Consider the following 18,391-nt stretch of genomic DNA (forward strand, 5'->3'; position numbering starts at 1 on the left):
GGGGGGGGGGGGGGGCCCGCCCCCCGCGCCCCCCCCCCCCCCGCGCCCCCGCGCCCGGCCCAATGCCGCCAAGGGGGTTCCGGCACTGCCGGAAAATCCTGCGGGAGCGGGAGCGCCCCTTCAAGCCTGACTGGCGGCATGCCTAGAGCCAGATGAACGCAACGGCCAAGCAGTTGTGGCTCTATTGCCTGATGCGCCTGCTTGGTTCATGATCCGCGGCGGAACAACGAGAGAGCGAAGATGCGCAAATTCCTAGTGGTCCTGGATGACAGCCGCGAATGCCTGAACGCAATGCGCTTTGCCGCGATGCGGGCAGCGCATACCGGCGCGGGCGTGACCATCCTGTCAGTCATCCCGCCCGACGAGTTCAACCACTGGATCGGTGTCGGCGAAGTGATGCGGGAAGAGGCGCGAGAGCGGATCCACGCCCATTTCGAAGTCTTTGCCAAATGGATGCGCGACCGCCAAAGCGTCGACCCCGATCTGGTGATCCGCGAAGGCGAACCGGTGCCCGAAATCCTGAAGTACATTGAGGACGACGCGGAAATCGGCGTGCTTGTGCTAGGAGCCGGCACCGGGCGCAAAGGACCGGGACCGCTGGTCACTCAGCTGACCAAAACATCCGGCGCCCTGCCGGTTCCGATCACGATTGTGCCGGGCGATCTGTCGAAAGAAAAGCTGGAAGCGATTACCTGACAGTCTTCGGGGGGGGGCAAAGCCAATGGAACGCAGTGTCACTTTCTGGTTCGAATTTGCCTCCACCTACTCCTATCTCAGCGCAATGAGGATCAGCAGCGCCGCCAAAGCGCGCGGCATTGCTGTTATCTGGAAGCCGTTTCTGCTGGGTCCTATCTTTGCCGCCCAGGGCTGGGACACGTCGCCGTTCAACCTCTACCCGGCCAAAGGGCGCTATATGTGGCGCGACATGCAGCGGATCTGCGCAGCCCGCGGCCTGCCCTTTTGCCACCCGGATCCGTTTCCGCAAAACGGGCTGATGGCCGCGCGGCTGGCGCTGGCCGCATCGGAACAGGACCGGATCCAAGCCTTTGCCCAGTCCGTGTATCTGGCCCAGTTCGGCGACGGGGCCGATATCTCCGCTGAAACCGTTCTGCTGGACTGTTTGCACAAAGCTGGACTGGATGCGAACCTGCTGGACCGCGCGCAATCGCCTGAAATCAAATCGGCACTGCGCGCACAGACCGAGGCGGCCAGTGTCGCAGGCATTTTCGGCGCGCCCAGCTTCACCAGCGGCACAGAACTGTTCTGGGGCGACGACCGGCTGGAACAGGCTTTGGATCACGCCGCATCCCGAACGATTTAGAATAGTTCCAAATCTTGACTTGGCGGGCCGCAGAGCGCATATCGGGGGCACGCTTAACGGAGACCCGACATGTTCATTCAGACTGAATCCACGCCCAACCCGGCGACGCTGAAATTCCTGCCGGGCCAGACCGTTCTGGAAGCAGGCACCGCTGATTTCCCCAGTGCTGATGCCGCAGGCAAATCGCCGCTGGCCTCCCGCATCTTTGCGGTAGACGGCGTGACCGGCGTGTTCTTCGGCAACGACTTCGTGACCGTCACCAAGGCCGACGCCGTCGAATGGGACCACATCAAGCCCGCCATCCTGGGTGCGGTGATGGAGCATTACCAGTCCGGCCAGCCGGTGATGGCGGACGGCTCTGCCGATCCGGCCTCGGGCCATGCCGAGCATACCGGCGAGGACGCGGAGATCGTCAACCAGATCAAGGAACTGCTGGACAGCCGGGTGCGCCCGGCGGTGGCCCAGGATGGCGGCGATATCACCTTCCACGGCTTTGACCGCGGTGTGGTCTATCTGCATATGCAGGGCGCCTGCGCCGGCTGCCCGTCTTCGACCCTGACACTGAAGATGGGCATCGAGAACCTGCTGCGCCATTACATCCCGGAAGTCACCGAGGTGCGCCCGGTTGCTGTCTGACTGGCTGCGAAAGGACAAACCATGACGTCCGAACCGCTGGTTCTGGGTTTTGACACATCGGCCGCGCATTGTGCGGCCGCTTTGCTGCGCGGCGACGCAGTGCTGGCCTCCCGGCTTGAGGAAATGACCCGCGGCCAGGCTGAGCGGCTGATGCTGCTGCTGGAGGAGGTGCTGGCCGAAGGCGGTGCCGTCTGGCAGGATCTGGATGCGATTGGTGTTGGCATCGGCCCCGGCAATTTCACCGGCATCCGCATCGCCGTTTCCGCCGCCCGCGGCCTGGCGCTGGGGCTGGAGGTGCCGGCGGTGGGCGTCGATGGGTTTGAGGCCCGCGCCGCCGAGGGCACCCTGCCCGCCGTGCCCGCTCCGCGCGATCAGGTCTATGCCGCCTTGCCCGGCGAAGCACCGCGTCTGATGCCGCGCCAGGAGGCTGAAGATGCCGCCCGCGGTGCCGGGCTGGCCTTTGCGCCCGTGGCAAGCCCGGCAGGGATTGCCGAAGCTGTTGCGCGCATTGCCGCTGCACGGTTCCGCACCGTGACTGATCCGCCTGCACCGCTGTACCTGCGCGCTGCAGATGCGGCGCCGTCCAGCGATGTTCCGCCTGCGCTGATTGATGAGTGAACCGCTGACACCAAAGAAAATGGCCGCGACCCATGCCGCGGCCTTTACCCGGTCCCGCCCGTGGCGCGCTGCTGAATTCGCCTCCCTGCTGGACAGCCCGCTGGTTTTCGCCGCCGGTGATGCGCGCTGTTTTGCCCTGGTTCGGGTAATTGCGGATGAGGCGGAACTGCTGACAATTGCCACCGATCCCGCGCATCAGCGCCAGGGATTGGCGCGGCGCTGCATGGCCGAGTGGGAATCAGCCGTCCGGGATCGCGGGGCCGCTGAAGCCTTCCTTGAGGTGGCCGAGGACAATGCCCCGGCGCAGGCACTGTACCGGGCCGGCGGATTCGCGGAGTGCGGCCGCCGGAAGGGCTACTACCTCCGCCAGGGTGCCGCCGCAGCGGACGCGATCCTGATGCGTAAAGCGTTACCTTAGGCCAGTTGCGCGGATTCCGCACCATTTGGTCAAAAAGCGGTTGACCCCCTCCCCGACCTGCAGGCTAAATTGCCGCACCCTTTAAGGCCTGAACGGGGCCGGGCAGCGGAGAACCCCCGCTGCATCCAACAATAATGACAGTGGGAGTTAACCTGATGACCCTGATGAAATCGCTGATGGGCGCAGCCGCGTCGCTGGCCCTGACCGCAGGCGCCGCACTGGCCGAGCCTGCGCTGATCTTCGACCTGGGCGGCAAGTTCGACAAAAGCTTTAACGAGGCAGCACACGGCGGCGCCCAGCGCTGGGCCGAGGAAACCGGCGAAAGCTACCGCGAGATCGAGCTGCAGTCCGAAGCCCAGCGCGAACAGGCGCTGCGCCGCTTTGCCGAGGCCGGCGCCAACCCGATCGTGATGGTCGGTTTTGCCTTTGCCGATGCCCTGGGCCAGGTGGCAGCCGATTACCCGGACACCAAATTCACCATCATCGACATGGTGGTTGAGGGCGACAATGTGCGCTCGGTTGTGTTCAACGAGCACGAAGGTTCCTATCTGGTTGGCATGATGGCGGCGATGGCGTCGAAATCGAACACTGTCGGCTTTATCGGCGGCATGGACATCCCGCTGATCCGCAAATTCGCCTGTGGCTATGCCGAAGGGGTCAAGGCCGCCAATCCGGACGCCAATGTGATTTCCAACATGACCGGCACCACCCCGGCGGCTTGGAACGACCCGGTCAAAGGCTCAGAGCTGACCAAGGCGCAGATCAGCCAAGGCGCTGACGTGGTCTATGCCGCGGCAGGCGGCACTGGCGTCGGCGTGCTGCAGACCGCAGCCGATGAAGGCATTCTGTCGATCGGCGTGGACAGCAACCAGAACCACCTGCATCCGGGCAAAGTGCTGACCTCGATGACCAAGAAGGTCGGGAACGCCGTGTTTGAGGCCTTCACCGACGGCGCGGACATGGAGACCGGCTTCTCTGTCATGGGCCTGTCCAATGGCGGTGTCGGCTATGCCATGGACGAGCACAACGCCTCCCTGGTCTCGGCTGAGATGCAGTCCGCCGTGGATGAAGCTGCCGCCAAGATCGCCTCGGGCGAGATCAAAGTGCACGATTACATGGCGGATGACAGCTGCCCCGCGCTGAGCTTCTAAAGAGAAAGCCCCAGGCCATGACGGATTCACTTCACACTCTGTTTGCGGCCTGGGGCGACCCAACGCCTGAAGGCCGCGCTTCAAAAACGGACGCGGCCATCGGGCCTCGTTTTTACTACTCCGATCCCAACTCTCCTGCCCCAATCGAAGGGCGCGATGCCTATCTGGAATATGTCGCGCAGTTCAGCGCGATGATGCCCGGTGCCGCGGCCAAGGTGGTTGCCGTCTCGGAACACCACGGCCACGTGCGCGCCACGGTGGATTTCGAAAAGGATGGCAAGCGCATGGTGCGCGGCCAGTATTTTGCTGATCTTGAAGACGGCAAAGTGGTGCGGCTGATCGGATTTACAGGCATGGGAGAGCCCGATTGACCGCCCCCGCCATTGAACTCAAAGGCATCTCCAAGGCCTTTGGCCCGGTCCAGGCGAACAAGGACATCTCGATCAGCGTCGCCCCCGGAACCATTCACGGGATCATCGGGGAAAACGGCGCCGGCAAATCAACGCTGATGTCGATCCTCTATGGGTTTTACAAGGCCGACAAAGGCGAGGTCTGGATCAAGGGGCAGCGGACTGCGATCCCCGACAGCCAGGCGGCGATTGCTGCCGGCATCGGCATGGTGTTCCAGCATTTCAAACTGGTGGAGAACTTCACCGTTCTGGAGAACATCGTGCTGGGCGCCGAGGACAGCGGCATGCTGATGCCCTCTCTGCGCCGCGCCCGCAAGGAGCTGAAGGCGCTGGAGGAGGAGTATGAGCTGTTTGTGGACCCAGACGCCCGCATCGACGAGATCGGCGTCGGCATGCAGCAGCGTGTCGAAATCCTCAAGGCGCTGTACCGCAAGGCCGAGATCCTGATCCTGGACGAGCCGACCGGCGTGCTGACGCCGTCCGAGGCAGATCAGCTGTTCCGCATCCTTGACCGGCTGCGCGCCGAAGGCAAAACCATCATCCTGATCACCCACAAGCTGCGGGAGATTATGGAGTATACCGACACGGTCTCGGTGATGCGGCGCGGCCAGATGACAGCCACCGTCAAAACGGCTGAAACCAGCCCCGAACACCTGGCCGAGCTGATGGTCGGCCGCAAGGTGCTGCTGCGGGTGGATAAGGTGCCCGCCCGGCCCGGGGCGCCGGTCCTTGAGATTGAAAACCTGCGGGTAGTGGATGAAGCCGGCGTTGAACGCGTCAAGGGTATCAACCTGACGGTGCGCGCAGGCGAGATTGTCGGCATCGCAGGGGTAGCCGGCAATGGCCAGTCGGAGCTTTTGGAGGTTCTGGGCGGCATGCGCGCGGGCAGCGGCAGCATCAAACTGCATGGCACCCCTTTGCCGCTTCAAGGCCATGGCGCGGATGCACGTGCGCGGCGGGACGCCCATATCGGCCATGTGCCGGAGGACCGCCAGCGCGAGGGCCTCATCATGGACTTCCACGCCTGGGAGAACGTGGCCTTTGGCTATCACCGCGATCCGGCCTACAAAAACGGACTGCTGTTGGATAATGCCGCCCTGCGGGCGGATACCGAAGCCAAGATGGAAAAGTTCGACGTGCGCCCGCCGGATCCCTGGCTGGCCGCCAAAAGCTTTTCCGGCGGCAACCAGCAGAAAATCGTCGTCGCGCGCGAGATTGAGCGCAACCCCGAGCTTTTGCTGATCGGCCAGCCGACCCGCGGCGTCGATATCGGCGCCATTGAGTTCATTCACAAACAGATCGTGGCCTTGCGCGATCAGGGCAAGGCGATCCTGCTGGTCTCGGTCGAGCTGGAGGAAATCCTGTCGCTGGCGGACCGGGTTGCGGTGATGTTTGACGGCATGATCATGGGGGAACGCCCCGCCGATCAGACCGACGAGAAAGAGCTGGGCCTGTTGATGGCCGGTGTCGCGGGGGAGGCCGCGTAAATGGAAAAGATGCCGAAATGGGCCGATGTGGTCCTGATCCCGCTGATCAGTCTGTTGCTGGCCGCGATCCTGTCAGCTTTGGTGATCCTCGGGATCGGCGAAGACCCGGTCGCCGCGGTCAAACTGATGGTCGATGGCGCCCTGGGGTCCACCTATGGCTGGGGCTACACGCTCTATTATGCCACCAACTTCATGTTCACCGGCCTTGCGGTGGCGGTTGCTGCCCATGCAGGCCTGTTCAACATCGGCGGCGAGGGCCAAGCGATGCTGGGCGGGCTTGGCGTGGCGCTGGTCTGCCTGCTGATCCCCTGGCCGCATTGGTCGCTGGCGCTGGTCTTTGCCGCCCTCGGCGCCGGGATTTTCGGCGCCGCCTGGGCTGCGATCCCTGCCTATCTGCAGGCCAAGCGCGGCAGCCATATCGTGATCACCACCATCATGTTCAACTTCATTGCAGCAGCGGTGCTGAACTATGTGCTGGTCAATGTGCTGCGCCCCCAAGGCTCGATGGATCCGGCCACCGCGCGGTTTCCCGAAGCTGTGCATCTGCCGTCTTTGCATGAGCTGCTGGCCCCGGTCGGCATCAGCTTTTCCAAATCGGCACCGGCCAATGTCAGCCTTCTGGTTGCCGTCGGCGCCTGCCTGTTTATCTGGCTGCTGATCTGGCGCACGCCGCTGGGCTATGAAATCCGCTCGCTTGGCAAATCGGAACCGGGCGCGCGCTATGCCGGCATTTCTTCGGTGCGCACTGTCATGATCGCGATGCTGATCTCCGGCGCGATGGCCGGCATGATGGCGGTCAACAATGTGATGGGCGAGGCTGAACGGCTGGTGCTGAATGCCACAGAAGGCGCGGGTTTCATCGGCATCGCGGTGGCACTGATGGGCCGCAACCATCCGTTCGGCGTATTCCTGGCGGCGATCCTGTTCGGGTTCCTGTACCAGGGCGGCGCCGAGCTGGCGCTCTGGACCTCGATCCCGCGCGAGCTGATTGTGGTGATCCAGGCCTTGGTGATCCTGTTCACTGGCGCTTTGGACAACATGGTTCGGATGCCGCTTGAAAAGATCTTCCTGGCGGCGCGGAAGGGGCGGAGCTGATGGATTTCCTGACGATCATCCAACTGCTGGATTCCACCGTCCGCCTGGCGACGCCGCTGCTGCTGGCCTGCCTCGCGGGCCTCTTTTCCGAACGCGCAGGCATTTTTGACATCGGCCTGGAAGGCAAGATGCTGATGGCAGCCTTCTTTTCCGCCGCTGTCGCTGCCGTCACCGGCAATGTCTGGCTGGGGCTGCTGGCCGGTATCGGATCCTCGCTGGTGCTGGCGGGCCTGCACGGGGTGGCGTCGATCACCTTCCGCGGCAACCAGCTGATTTCCGGCGTGGCCATCAACTTCCTCGCAGCAGGCATGACCGTGCTGATCGCACAGGACTGGTTCCAGCAGGGCGGCCGCACACCGTCGCTGATCAGCGGCGGCCGGTTTGGCCCGGTCTCCTTGCCTTTTGCCGACAGCCTGTCCGGCGTGCCGGGACTGGGACCGGTCTATTCCGAGCTGCTATCGGGGCATTCAATCCTGGTCTACATCGCCTTTCTGGCGGTGCCTGCCACCTGGTGGGTGCTGTTCCGCACCCGCTTTGGACTGCGCCTGCGTGCGGTGGGGGAAAACCCGGCGGCGGTAGATACTGCCGGCGTCTCGGTTGTCGGCCTGCGATACGCGGCAGTGATGATCTGCGGCCTGTTGTGCGGCATTGCCGGTGCTTATCTGGCCACCGCCCTGCAGGCAGGTTTTGTCAAGGACATGACAGCGGGGCGCGGGTTCATCGCGCTTGCGGCGCTGATCTTTGCCAAGTGGCGGCCCTGGCACGCGATGGGCGCCTGCCTGCTGTTCGGCCTTTTGCAGGCCGTCGCGCTGCGGTTCCAAAACATCGAACTGGGCGGCATCACCATTCCGGTGCAGGCGATGGACGCACTGCCTTATGTGCTGACGGTGGTGATTCTTGCAGGTTTTGTCGGCAAGGCGATTCCGCCCCGCGCTGGCGGCGAGCCTTACGTCAAGGAGCGTTAAGCCCTGCGTCTGCCCTGCTGAAACACCCGGCCCCGCGCCGGGCGTTTCCTTTTCTGCCCCTCAGAGGCGTCACAGCAGGCCCCCGTTGCTCCGCACGCAGTGCGGTGCCCGGCCCAAGGCCGCCAAGGGGATTGGCGCAGCCATCTCCTGCGGGCGCGGGAGTGTCCCGCCTGTCCCCGTTCCGCAAACCCAGCGATAAGTCCAGTTTGATGCGTCAAATCAGTCCTGCACGCTGCAGAGCGGCATAGATCATTGATTTCTGAACGAACTGCGGTTTAACAAGGACCATGCAGATATACCTTCCCATAGCTGAGGTCTCGGTCAATGCCTTCCTTCTCCTGGGCCTCGGGGGAATGGTCGGGGTTCTCTCGGGCATGTTCGGAGTCGGCGGCGGCTTTCTGATGACGCCGCTGTTGTTTTTCATCGGCATCCCGCCGGCTGTGGCGGTGGCCACGGAAGCGAACCAGATTGTCGCCTCGTCCTTTTCCGGGGTGCTGGCGCATTTCCGAAGGCGCACCGTCGATATCAAGATGGGACTTGTGCTGCAGGCCGGCGGCCTGATGGGCGCGGCGCTTGGGGTGGTGGTGTTCAACTACCTCAAGGCGCTTGGCCAAGTCGATCTGCTGGTCAAGCTTTGCTATGTCGTCTTCCTGGGTGTGGTCGGCGCGTTGATGTTCATCGAAAGCCTGAATGCCATCCGCAAATCCAAGAAAGCGGGCGGCGCGGCCCCTGCAGCACGGCGGCAGCGCAGCTGGGTGCATGCGCTGCCGTTCAAGATGCGGTTCCGCACCTCGGGTCTCTATATCTCGGTGATCCCGCCGGTGCTGGTCGGCATCTGCGTCGGCATTCTGGCCGCGATCATGGGGGTCGGCGGCGGTTTCATCATGGTGCCTGCGATGATCTACATCCTCGGCATGCCGACCAAAGTGGTTGTCGGCACCTCGCTGTTCCAGATCATCACGGTCACCGCTTTCACCACCATGCTGCATGCCACCACCAACTATACGGTGGACATCGTTCTGGCAGTGCTGCTGCTGGTCGGCGGCGTGATCGGCGCCCAGATCGGCACCCGCATCGGTGTCTACCTCAAGGCCGAACAGCTGCGCATCCTGCTGGCGCTGATGGTGATCATCGTCTGCGTCAAGCTGGGGCTTGAGCTGCTGCTGCAACCGGCTGAGCTGTACTCCCTCGGCGCTGCGGGAGGCCATTGATCATGCGCAAGCTGTTTATGTACGCCCTCACAGCTGCCGCCCTGGCACTGCTGCCGCAGTCAGCGGCCCAGGCCGCCAAGGAAGAAGTTGTTTTGGGCCTCAGCCAGGACCGGGTGGCAATCACCGCCACTTTCGATGGTTCGGAGATTCTGATCTTTGGCGCGGTGAAGCGCGAAAGCCCGATCCCGTCGGAGGATCCGCTGGAAGTGATCGTCACAGTGTCCGGCCCTGCCCCGGCAGTCATGGTGCGCCGCAAGGAAAAGAAACTGGGCATCTGGGTCAATGTGGACAGCGTGCTGGTCGACTCGGCCCCGGCTTTCTATGCGGTAGCCACCAGCGCACCGTTTGCCCAGGTGCTGACGGATACCGAAGATCTGCGTTTCCGGGTATCCATCGAACGGGCCATCCGATCGGTCGGTGCGGCAATGCACATCCGCGGCGCCCAGTCCTTTGCTGACGCGGTGGTGCGCATCCGCGAGGACAACGGGCTCTACTCGCTGCGGGAAAATACTGTCGCAGTGGATGAGCAGACCCTGTTCCGCACCGCCATCGAAATGCCGGCGGACCTGACTGAGGGCGATTACCAGACCCGCATCTTTCTGACCCGCGGCGGCGAGGTTGTGTCCAGTTACGAGACCACAATCGATGTGCGCAAAGTGGGGCTGGAACGGTTCCTGTTTTCGATGTCCCGCGAGCAGCCGTTTCTTTATGGCCTGATGGCATTGGCCATTGCGATCGCCTCCGGCTGGGGCGCCTCCGCGGCCTTCAGCCTGCTTCGGAACCGGTAAGAGGGGCCTGCCCCTCTTGGCCGTACGGCCAATTCACCCCGGGGTATTTTACCAGAAAGAAGCCCCCTGGTCCTTCTTTGCGGAAATACTCCCGCCGGAGGCGCGCAGCGCCATGCCCAACGGGAGCGGCGCATATCTAATGCGCCGGTGACGGGCGGGAGACATCAGCCGCGGCCGATATAGGGCATTTTGGCCGCCATCACCGTCATGAACTGAACATTCGCCTCCAGCGGCAAACTTGCCATATGCAGCACTGAGTTTGCTGCATCCTCCACCGCAAATGTATGCATCGGTTCGGCACCAGGGTTGGCGACGGCGTGACGCTGGCTCAGGTCTTCGACCATCGGGGTCCTGGTGTTGCCGATATCGATCTGGCCGCAGGCGATATCAAAGGGGCGGCCGTCCAGTGACAGGCTTTTGGTGAGGCCGGTGATCGCTGCCTTGGTGGCCGCATAAGGCGCCGAATGGGGCCGCGGGACATGGGCGGCGATTGAGCCGTTGTTGATGATCCGCCCGCCCTGCGGCGATTGCTGCCGCATCTGGCGGAAACACGCTCGGGCGGTCAGGTACATGCCTGTGAGGTTCACATTGACGGAGGCAAACCAGTCTTCCAACGGGATTTCATCAATGGTGCCGGGCGGGGTGAAGATGCCAGCGTTGTTGAACAGAACGTCCAGCCGCCCCGCCGCCATGGCAAAGCTGTTCACCGCATGATCCACAGCCGCCGGGTCAGTGACATCCGCTGGCAGCACATGGGCGCCCGTGCGGCCCTGTGCCACCTGCTGCAGCTTGTCCGCGCGGCGCGCCAGCAGGCCAACCTGCCAGCCTTCCGTCAGGAACAGTTCTGCGACGGCACGGCCGATGCCTGAGCTGGCGCCGGTGATCAGGATGGATTTGCTCATGCCGGGGTATTCTCCTGCGTCTCCAGCGTCAGCGCGGCGGCTGGCACCGCCTTCAGGTCATCCACCTGCAATGGGCCCGACGGTTTGGCCAATCGGTTGCGCACCACCCAGATCAGCCGCTCCTGCGCCCGGGTGATCGCCACATAGGCGAGGCGCTTCCACAGCGGCTGGCCTGCTTCGACCCGGCCCATGCGGGCGGCGGCATAGATATCCGGGGCAAACACCTGGGTGGTGTCCCATTGCGAGCCTTGCGCCTTGTGGATGGTCACCGCCGCACCATGCAGGAAAGTGGCGCCCATGCGGGCGGCGTAGGGGATGAACGGCTCTTCCTCGTCCGGCTTTTCGATTTTCACGATAGAGGCCGCAGAGACCTGCGGATCCTCGGCCCCCATCACATGCAAGCGGGAGAATCCGGGTTTACGGCCGGCGCCGAGAAAGATCACCTGGGCGCCCTTGATCAGCCCGCGTGCCTCCAGATCCAAGCGTTTCTTGCGGTGTTTCATCGGCAGTTCGATACCGTCGCAAATCAATGGCTCTCCGGCGATCAGCGCATCCTCCGGAGCGCCGTGGACATTCCGGAAGGCATTGATCAGCCGGATTCTTGTGTTGTTACGCCATACCAGCACCGGTGAGCGCGCCATCAGGTCAACCTCGACCCGCTGGCCCCAAACCACACGGTCGTCGCGCCGTGCGGTGTCTTCGATCATCCGTTCAAAATCCTCGAACCGCAGCTCCGGGTCGGCCAATGCGTGGGCAAGATCCAGGATCGGATTGCCTGCCTCTTGCCGGTGGATGCGGTTCAGGATCAGGCGCTGCGGCTCCGGCAGGGTATCAAACACCATTGAGCCTGACTGATTGACCGGGGCCAGCTGCGCCGGGTCGCCAAACAGCACCAGATTGGGGAAAATTTCCTTCAGGTCCTCGAACTGGCGGTCGTCCAGCATCGAGGCTTCGTCGACAAAGCCGATGTCCAGCGGCTCCTCACGCCGTTTCCAGCCGGTGATGAAGTCCGAGCCGCGCAGGCCCGCGGCCGCCAGGGCGCCGGGGATCGATTTGTTTTTCTCAAAGAACGCAGCCGCGCGGGCCAGGGCTTCCTCGGTCAGCCCTTCAATCTCGGGCTTGTCCCCCTGCCCCGCCAGCCATTCGGCGATGCGTTCGTATTCCGGGTCATAGACCGGTGTGTAAAGAATGCGGTGAATGGTGGTCGCGGGCACGCCGCGCAGGCGCAGCACGCTGGCGGCCTTGTTGGTTGGCGCCAGGATCGCCAGGGTGCGGCGGTCGTCGCTCTTCTTGCGGCTTTCATAGTCGCCGGAGACGACCTCGACCCCGGCCTGCTCCAGCGCCTTGTACAGCTCGGCCAGCAGCAGCGTCTTGCCCGATCCAGCCTTGCCGATCACTGCCATCACCCCGGCGTCGCCGCGGGGCGGGTGCAGCAACCCGTCATCAAGATCCACCCCTGCCTTGCGCAGGAGTTCGGTCACGCTGTCAAAAGCGGTGGCCTGGTCGTCGGAGAACTGTACGGGCAGAGCTGTCATTGCGCGACCCTACAGCCGCGGGACCGGGTCCGCCAGAGGATCCGGCCCCGGATTTCGACTCAATCAGCCGGTGAGAGCCATGGGTGCTGCCGCACTGGCACTGCCAAAGGACCGATCGAACCAGAGCTGCGACAGATCAGGGGCAATCCCGGCCTTGGAGGCGACTTTCAGATAGACCTCAGGCGTGTATTCCCACAGGCCGAGGCAGATCCGTTCACGGCCTTCGCCCTGGGTGCCGATGATGTCCGGGCTGAAGCCGAGGCTGCGGTAGATCCGCACCATGCGCCGGTCAAAGACCCCCGCGAAATGCGCGACGGAAAAATTGCGCATGATCTCGACGCCGCCCAGGGTCAGCGCCCCCGCCACATTGACGCCCGCGTCGCGTGACAGGCAGAAGCGGGTGCATTCCCAGATCAGCGGGCTGCAGATCGGCACCCCGCCGGCCAGGTCAAGAAAGACGTCATTGACCATCACCGGCCCAGTGGTCGGAAGAAACCGCATCGAGCCGCCATGGCTGCCATCCGGCATTTCCCAGACCACATAGAGCGGATCCAGCTGGTCGTACTGGTCGCGCTCCTCCCCCTTGCGGTCCACCTGCACCTCCCAGCCCAGCCGGGCCTGGAATTGATCCGCACGGTCGCGGAACATCGAGTGTGCAAGGTCTGCATGGTTGTGAAGATCATGGCCGTAGATATAGCGAAGCATTGATTAGTCCCCTTCTGGTAGATCAGTGGGGACAGATTACGCCTGCGAAATGCAATTTCAGAGTGTATTTACAAAGACCGTCACACTCTGACGTTAAACTACAATAAAACCGAGTGTCATGGCCCGGGCAATGGCGTGCGTCGTATTGATTGCACCAAGCTTGAACCGGGCACTTTCAATATAGACACGCAGCGTGTGCTCGGAGATTGACAGGGTTTTTGCCACCTGTGCACGGCTGTAACCGATAGCCAGCAATGTCAGGGCGTCCACTTCACGCGGCGACAGCGGCTGAGCCTGCTCCGGGCTGCGGCTGGGCTCAAACTCAAGCGCCTTCCGGTTGAAATAATGTGCCATCAGGATCATATCGCGGCTGCAGCGTTCCGTGAGCTTTTCCCAGGTCTCGTCGTCGCAGTTATGGCTGACGGTAAACACCGCAAATTGCCCGTTCGGCCCGCGGATCGGAATTGAATAGCCCTGGTTGCCGACCCCATGCTCCAGCGCGTCTTTCAGGAACTCGCGAGCCGGTTTCGGCGACCAATCCAGCCGCTTCCAGTCAACCGGGTGGAACCGCTGATAGCAGCCGGCCACCACCGGATCGACCCGCACATAGGCCATTTCCTGGTAGCGCTCGACCCAAGCCTGCGGATAGGTGCCGAAATGGTAGTGGTCGCCGGCGCTGTCGACCCAGTGATACATGGCATGATCAACCCCGAACACACCGCGCACCTGGTCAATAATCAATTGCAGCCCGTCAAGGGTCTTGGTGGCGTCAAGCGCCTCCAGAATGCGGTCCAACTCTGCCTTATGTGCCATTGCCGTATACCAGTTCAGTCCAGAGCCTGCCCGATCCGGCTATTCACAACCAGCAAGGCTGTCTCGGGGTTCGTTGCAGACAACTGTTGTTCTTTTGCAGTGCGGGGCTTTGTGCGGTCAATGACAACCTCAAGGGTTTGGGCAGTTTACTGCTGCCAGGCATCCGATTGCGCGGGTATTGCGCCGGGAGCGCAACACCAACAACATAATTTCGCGGCCTGAGAACCGCGCCTCCCCAGAAATAGGGAGGGCGCAGCGGTTAACTTCCTGAAACGGATAAAATTACAAAAAAAACCCGCGAAGCACATATGTGATTCGCGGGGAGATTTCAGTCCATCCTGGACGCGCCGGCAAATCAGCCTTTGGCGTCGAGCACATCCTGAAGGGTGCGCAGGCCGGTCTTTGGCGCCTGAACCAGTACCGACATGTTGCCGGGAAGGTGCTCGTTGCGCAGCATCTTCATATGCGCCTCCGGCAGATCGTTCCAGGTAAAGACTTCGGACATGCAGGGATCCAGGCGGCGCTCGACCATCAGTTTGTTTGCAGACGCGGCCTGCTTGAGATGGGCAAAATGCGAACCCTGCAAACGTTTCTGATGCATCCACATGTAGCGCACGTCAAAGGTCAGGTTATAGCCGGTGGTGCCCGCGCAGATCACAACCATGCCGCCCTTTTTACAGACGAAAGTCGAGACTGGAAAAGTGCTCTCACCGGGATGTTCGAACACCATGTCGACGTTTACGCCTATGCCGGTGATGTCCCAGATCGCTTTGCCGAATTTACGCGCTTCCTTGAACCAGGCAGCGTATTCGGGGGTGTTCACTGTGGGCATTTGCCCCCAGCAATTGAAGTCCTTGCGGTTCAGAACGCCCTTGGCGCCCAGCCCCATGACAAAGTCGCGCTTGCTTTCATCCGAGATCACGCCGATGGCGTTGGCGCCGGCCGTGTTGATCAGCTGGATCGCATAAGACCCCAGGCCGCCTGAAGCGCCCCAGACCAGCACGTTCTGGCCCGGCTTCAGGTCATGCGGCTCGTGGCCGAACAGCATCCGGTAAGCGGTGGCGAGCGTCAGCGTGTAGCAAGCGCTTTCTTCCCAGGTCAGGTGCTTGGGGCGCGGCATCAGCTGCTGGGCCTGCACATTGGTGAACTGAGCGAACGAACCGTCCGGGGTCTCATAGCCCCAGATCCGCTGGCTGGTCGAGAACATCGGATCGCCGCCGTTGCATTCCTCGTCGTCGCCGTCGTCCTGGTTGCAGTGGATCACCACCTCGTCGCCGACTTTCCAGCGGGTGACTTTGGAGCCGACCGCCCAGACGATGCCGGCAGCATCGGAACCGGCAATGTGATAAGGCGCCTTGTGGCCGTCAAAGGGTGAGATCGGCGTGCCGAGGGAGGCCCAGACGCCATTGTAGTTGACGCCCGCCGCCATCACCAGAACCAGCACTTCGTTGCTGTCCAGCTCGGGCACGTCGACAACTTCCTGCTCCATCGCAGTGTTCGGCTCGCCGTGGCGTTCCTTGCGGATCGCCCATGCGTACATCTTTTTGGGCACATATCCCATCGGGGGCATTTCGCCCATCTCATAGAGATCTTTCTCGGGCGCCTCGTACGACATGACGTCAGTCTGGGTATCCAATGCCATGATGGCCTCCTTTGCATCCTGTCAATTGCCGCGGTGCAGAATCGCAGCGGTTACCTGAGGGATAGGATTGAGAAGGTAATATTGCAACCTCTTTTGGCGAGTATGGGTAATTTTATGACCCTGCAGATGCAGCATTGTCCTTGGCAGGTGCAGAAAAACCGTCGCCGCCATCCGCGTTCGGACCGTTTCGAGGCAACAGGTGGCGGATCGAATTGGCATAGAAGGCCAGCAGATCGCGCCGCGCCGCGACCGGGCTGAACCACCCGTTGTTCTCGGTGATAAGACCGCGCCGCGCCAGCTGCCTCAGCCCTGCGTCCGCGGCATAGGCCAGGTTTTCCCGCGGCATGTGGACATGGGCCAGCGGCATCGCCGCAATCAGATCCGCCAGCTGATGCTCAACCGCGGCACGGCTGAGGGGACCGTGCTGCTGCAGGATGGCGGCAATCAGCGGCACCGGCAGAACCGGGACAATGGTGCTGATCCGTGCCATCAATTCACGCCCCAGCGGCTTGGTCATGTCCCCGTCCCGCCCGGCGCCAAACGCGGCCAGGCTGAGGGGGCGGCCAAAGTTCACTCCGGCATAGCCCGAACGGTGGTAACGCCCGGTCATCCACAGCCACAACAGCCGCAGCAGCCGCAGCGCCACCAGGCCGATGCGGGCCCGGAACCTGCGGTCGCCATCCTTGGCAGCAGAGGTCAGGATCCTGTCTTCCAGCACCCGGTCGTAATTCAACGCCACCGGCACAAAGACCACATCGCGCCCCTCCGGGTCATAGCCTTCGACAATATACTTCAGCAGGCCCAGCTTGGGGGCAGCAATGGCACCGTCCAGGCTTAGGCCCCCTTCGGGAAACATCGCCTGGGTGGATCCGCCGCGGGTTGCCAGCCGCACATAGGAGGCCAGCACTTTGCGGTAGAGATCATTACGCGAACGGCGGCGGATAAAATAGGCGCCCATCGCCCGGATCAGACGTGACAGCGGCCAGACCCGCGCCCACTCCCCCACCGCATAAGACAGCGCCGTGCGATCCGCCGCCAGATAAGTTACCAGCACATAGTCCATGTTCGAACGGTGGTTCATCACAAAGACCACCGTTGCATTCGGGTCGATGGCGCGCAGCGCCGCCTCGTCCTGATGGCCCAGCCGCACCCTGTAGACCGTATTGGACAACAGCCGCGCCGCGCGGATAGCGAGGCCGAAATAGGCAAAAGCGGAAAACCCGGGCACGATCTCGCGGGCATAGCGGCGCACCTGTTCAAACGCCACGTTTTCGGGAATGCCTTCTGCCGCCGCGTGATCCGCCGCTGCCTGCGCGACCTGCGGATCGTGGATCAGCCGCTGAATCATGTCGTGGCGCCGGGCCAGCTTGAACGGCTCAATCGGGCGTTCAAGCCGCTTGTTCAGCCGCGCTACGGCACGCTCCAGACGCCGCCGGAAAAACCAGCGCACCGAGGGAAACAGAAAATGCGAGGCAAAAGTCACCGCGGCGAAGCCCACGATCAGCATGAATAACCACAGCGGAATTTCCACGGTTTGCGTCATATCAGGACAGTTGCGCAGGCCGCAGGGTGTTACAAGGGAAATTGAAGGCGCGCACCGGTCCTGCCGCAATGCTGCCGCGCTTTACTCCCGTTGCAGGCCGTCCGGCACATCCGCCGGTCTGGGCTCCTGGAACCACGCGCCCAATCGTCTGGCAAGAGATTGCGAGGGCTTCTCGACCCAGGTGAAGACACCCCAGGATAGCAGCACAATCCCGCCCAGCACCCCCGCAGCGCTGGCAAGATACACCGCGCCGGGCAGGCCTGGGAGTAACAGAGACAACAGCGTGATACCGATATTGTTGTGCAGCAGATAAACCGAATAACTGACCAGCCCGATCCAGGACAAAGGCCGCCATCCCAACAGCCGCGCCGCAGGCAGGCGCCAGGCGCAGGCGGCAACAATCAGGTAGATCAGCGTCAGTATTGCAGCCTCTCCCGCGTCCTGCGCCATGCCCAGCGCCACCGCAAAACTTGCCCCCAGCAGCGCAAGCGTACGGGTGCAGGCGCCATGGCTATATACCTGGGCAAAAAGGACACCGGCCGCAAACAAATGCGCGTAGCCCACGAGCAGCAGCATGTTCAGTTGCAAAGGCACAAGGTCCGGAAAAATGAAGTCCGCCGCTAACAAGACAGATTGCCCGGCCAAAAGCACCAGGGCTGCACCTTCGGCAAACCGGCGGGGCCCGAAGACTGCAAACAAAACCGCCGCCCAGAGGTAAAACAGCACTTCACAGGTCAATGTCCAGTACACCCCGTCTATGTAGCCGTCGAAGCCGAAATTGAACCGCCAAAAGGCTGGGGGGATAAAGCTTAGCGATGCCGCAAAACCGCTGAAGCCGGTCTGCACAGAGTTGCTGAATGCGCTGTCGATGAGGTGCATGGCCATAAAAGTGATGACCGCGCAGACCGCCAGAGGCGGCCACAGCCGCAGCAGGCGCTTGAACAGAAACACGTGCAAGCCGCTTCCGGACCTGAGCGAGACCGAAATGACAAAACCGGAAATGACAAAGAACAGGTGAACACCAAGGTAGCCGTAGCCCGCCACGGGCAGAAGGCTGTCCCCATAGGGGTAGAATTCTGGAAAACGCTGAAAGTAGTGGAACAGAACGACGGACAGCAAGGCAATGGCGCGCAACCCGTCAAATTCGGTCA

Annotated in this window: 19 protein-coding genes; 12 read left to right on the top strand and 7 right to left on the bottom strand. The window is 62.5% G+C overall.

The genetic code is table 11. The features are described 5' to 3' along the window. The first annotated feature begins 240 nt into the window (after nt 1-240). From L1069_RS07640 to L1069_RS07695, 12 genes are all read left to right on the top strand, one after another. Nucleotides 241-696 carry a universal stress protein gene (locus L1069_RS07640; RefSeq protein ID WP_129369919.1) on the top strand — a complete coding sequence of 152 codons (456 nt, stop codon included), beginning with the start codon at nt 241-243 and terminating at the stop codon, nt 694-696. Between the two features lie 25 nt (nt 697-721). Next, nucleotides 722-1,321, top strand: coding sequence for a 2-hydroxychromene-2-carboxylate isomerase (locus L1069_RS07645; protein ID WP_237455262.1), 600 nt, complete (start codon nt 722-724; stop codon nt 1,319-1,321). 69 nt (nt 1,322-1,390) lie between these two features. Then, nucleotides 1,391-1,957, top strand: coding sequence for a NifU family protein (locus L1069_RS07650; RefSeq protein ID WP_237455263.1), 567 nt, complete (start codon nt 1,391-1,393; stop codon nt 1,955-1,957). Nucleotides 1,958-1,978: 21 nt separating this feature from the next. After that, a complete protein-coding gene (tsaB, locus tag L1069_RS07655; protein WP_237455264.1) occupies nt 1,979-2,575 on the top strand; it encodes a tRNA (adenosine(37)-N6)-threonylcarbamoyltransferase complex dimerization subunit type 1 TsaB in 597 nt (198 codons plus the stop codon). Continuing rightward, nucleotides 2,568-2,993, top strand: a complete 426-nt coding sequence (locus tag L1069_RS07660) for a GNAT family N-acetyltransferase (protein WP_237455265.1) — start codon at nt 2,568-2,570, stop codon at nt 2,991-2,993. Before tsaB ends, L1069_RS07660 begins: the two co-directional genes overlap by 8 nt. Nucleotides 2,994-3,148: 155 nt before the next feature. Next, nucleotides 3,149-4,144, top strand: a complete 996-nt coding sequence (locus L1069_RS07665) for a BMP family ABC transporter substrate-binding protein (RefSeq protein WP_237455266.1) — start codon at nt 3,149-3,151, stop codon at nt 4,142-4,144. A gap of 17 nt (nt 4,145-4,161) precedes the next feature. Next, nucleotides 4,162-4,515, top strand: a complete 354-nt coding sequence (locus L1069_RS07670; protein WP_129369914.1) for a nuclear transport factor 2 family protein — start codon at nt 4,162-4,164, stop codon at nt 4,513-4,515. Continuing rightward, nucleotides 4,512-6,041, top strand: a complete 1,530-nt coding sequence (locus tag L1069_RS07675; RefSeq protein WP_134830586.1) for an ABC transporter ATP-binding protein — start codon at nt 4,512-4,514, stop codon at nt 6,039-6,041. The genes L1069_RS07670 and L1069_RS07675 overlap by 4 nt, the downstream gene beginning before the upstream one ends. After that, nucleotides 6,042-7,136, top strand: coding sequence for an ABC transporter permease (locus L1069_RS07680; RefSeq protein WP_129369912.1), 1,095 nt, complete (start codon nt 6,042-6,044; stop codon nt 7,134-7,136). Next, on the top strand, nt 7,136-8,101 hold the full coding sequence (locus tag L1069_RS07685; RefSeq protein WP_129369911.1) for an ABC transporter permease: 966 nt from the start codon (nt 7,136-7,138) through the stop codon (nt 8,099-8,101). Before L1069_RS07680 ends, L1069_RS07685 begins: the two co-directional genes overlap by 1 nt. A 287-nt stretch (nt 8,102-8,388) precedes the next feature. Further along, the gene (locus L1069_RS07690) at nt 8,389-9,312 is read left to right on the top strand and encodes a sulfite exporter TauE/SafE family protein (RefSeq protein ID WP_129369910.1); all 924 of its coding nucleotides are present in this window, start codon (nt 8,389-8,391) and stop codon (nt 9,310-9,312) included. 2 nt (nt 9,313-9,314) lie between these two features. Then, complete coding sequence (locus L1069_RS07695) at nt 9,315-10,100, top strand: TIGR02186 family protein (RefSeq protein ID WP_134830589.1); 786 nt, start codon at nt 9,315-9,317, stop codon at nt 10,098-10,100. 164 nt (nt 10,101-10,264) lie between these two features. Here L1069_RS07695 and L1069_RS07700 read toward each other — a convergent pair whose 3' ends face one another. From L1069_RS07700 to L1069_RS07730, 7 genes are all read right to left on the bottom strand, one after another. Continuing rightward, nucleotides 10,265-11,002, bottom strand: coding sequence for an SDR family oxidoreductase (locus L1069_RS07700; RefSeq protein ID WP_129369908.1), 738 nt, complete (start codon nt 11,000-11,002; stop codon nt 10,265-10,267). Next, nucleotides 10,999-12,537: an AAA family ATPase gene (locus L1069_RS07705; RefSeq protein WP_129369907.1), complete on the bottom strand. Its 1,539-nt coding sequence runs from the start codon at nt 12,535-12,537 to the stop codon at nt 10,999-11,001. Before L1069_RS07705 ends, L1069_RS07700 begins: the two co-directional genes overlap by 4 nt. A gap of 63 nt (nt 12,538-12,600) precedes the next feature. Then, nucleotides 12,601-13,242, bottom strand: coding sequence for an acyl-homoserine-lactone synthase (locus L1069_RS07710; protein WP_134830592.1), 642 nt, complete (start codon nt 13,240-13,242; stop codon nt 12,601-12,603). Nucleotides 13,243-13,335: 93 nt separating this feature from the next. Continuing rightward, nucleotides 13,336-14,055 (bottom strand): LuxR family transcriptional regulator, encoded by a 720-nt coding sequence (locus tag L1069_RS07715; RefSeq protein WP_129369905.1) that lies wholly within the window; start codon nt 14,053-14,055, stop codon nt 13,336-13,338. Nucleotides 14,056-14,410: 355 nt separating this feature from the next. Beyond that, nucleotides 14,411-15,697 (bottom strand): crotonyl-CoA carboxylase/reductase, encoded by a 1,287-nt coding sequence (gene ccrA / locus L1069_RS07720; RefSeq protein ID WP_237455267.1) that lies wholly within the window; start codon nt 15,695-15,697, stop codon nt 14,411-14,413. A 112-nt stretch (nt 15,698-15,809) separates the two neighbouring features. Further along, nucleotides 15,810-17,240 carry a 1-acyl-sn-glycerol-3-phosphate acyltransferase gene (locus L1069_RS07725; RefSeq protein ID WP_237455268.1) on the bottom strand — a complete coding sequence of 477 codons (1,431 nt, stop codon included), beginning with the start codon at nt 17,238-17,240 and terminating at the stop codon, nt 15,810-15,812. 81 nt (nt 17,241-17,321) lie between these two features. Continuing rightward, complete coding sequence (locus tag L1069_RS07730; RefSeq protein WP_237455269.1) at nt 17,322-18,374, bottom strand: acyltransferase; 1,053 nt, start codon at nt 18,372-18,374, stop codon at nt 17,322-17,324. Nucleotides 18,375-18,391 lie beyond the last annotated feature (17 nt).

The organism is Leisingera sp. MMG026, assembly GCF_021654205.1.
In the GTDB taxonomy this organism is placed as follows: domain Bacteria; phylum Pseudomonadota; class Alphaproteobacteria; order Rhodobacterales; family Rhodobacteraceae; genus Leisingera.

Bases quoted from the DNA above. Each gene is read 5' to 3' on its own strand.
- L1069_RS07640 (WP_129369919.1), top strand. From the start codon at position 241: ATGCGCAAATTCCTAGTGGTCCTGGATGACAGCCGCGAATGCCTGAAC.
- L1069_RS07645 (WP_237455262.1), top strand. From the start codon at position 722: ATGGAACGCAGTGTCACTTTCTGGTTCGAATTTGCCTCCACCTACTCC.
- L1069_RS07650 (WP_237455263.1), top strand. From the start codon at position 1,391: ATGTTCATTCAGACTGAATCCACGCCCAACCCGGCGACGCTGAAATTC.
- tsaB (WP_237455264.1), top strand. From the start codon at position 1,979: ATGACGTCCGAACCGCTGGTTCTGGGTTTTGACACATCGGCCGCGCAT.
- L1069_RS07660 (WP_237455265.1), top strand. From the start codon at position 2,568: ATGAGTGAACCGCTGACACCAAAGAAAATGGCCGCGACCCATGCCGCG.
- L1069_RS07665 (WP_237455266.1), top strand. From the start codon at position 3,149: ATGACCCTGATGAAATCGCTGATGGGCGCAGCCGCGTCGCTGGCCCTG.
- L1069_RS07670 (WP_129369914.1), top strand. From the start codon at position 4,162: ATGACGGATTCACTTCACACTCTGTTTGCGGCCTGGGGCGACCCAACG.
- L1069_RS07680 (WP_129369912.1), top strand. From the start codon at position 6,042: ATGGAAAAGATGCCGAAATGGGCCGATGTGGTCCTGATCCCGCTGATC.
- L1069_RS07685 (WP_129369911.1), top strand. From the start codon at position 7,136: ATGGATTTCCTGACGATCATCCAACTGCTGGATTCCACCGTCCGCCTG.
- L1069_RS07690 (WP_129369910.1), top strand. From the start codon at position 8,389: ATGCAGATATACCTTCCCATAGCTGAGGTCTCGGTCAATGCCTTCCTT.
- L1069_RS07695 (WP_134830589.1), top strand. From the start codon at position 9,315: ATGCGCAAGCTGTTTATGTACGCCCTCACAGCTGCCGCCCTGGCACTG.
- L1069_RS07700 (WP_129369908.1), bottom strand. From the start codon at position 11,002: ATGAGCAAATCCATCCTGATCACCGGCGCCAGCTCAGGCATCGGCCGT.
- L1069_RS07705 (WP_129369907.1), bottom strand. From the start codon at position 12,537: ATGACAGCTCTGCCCGTACAGTTCTCCGACGACCAGGCCACCGCTTTT.
- L1069_RS07710 (WP_134830592.1), bottom strand. From the start codon at position 13,242: ATGCTTCGCTATATCTACGGCCATGATCTTCACAACCATGCAGACCTT.
- L1069_RS07715 (WP_129369905.1), bottom strand. From the start codon at position 14,055: ATGGCACATAAGGCAGAGTTGGACCGCATTCTGGAGGCGCTTGACGCC.
- ccrA (WP_237455267.1), bottom strand. From the start codon at position 15,697: ATGGCATTGGATACCCAGACTGACGTCATGTCGTACGAGGCGCCCGAG.
- L1069_RS07725 (WP_237455268.1), bottom strand. From the start codon at position 17,240: ATGACGCAAACCGTGGAAATTCCGCTGTGGTTATTCATGCTGATCGTG.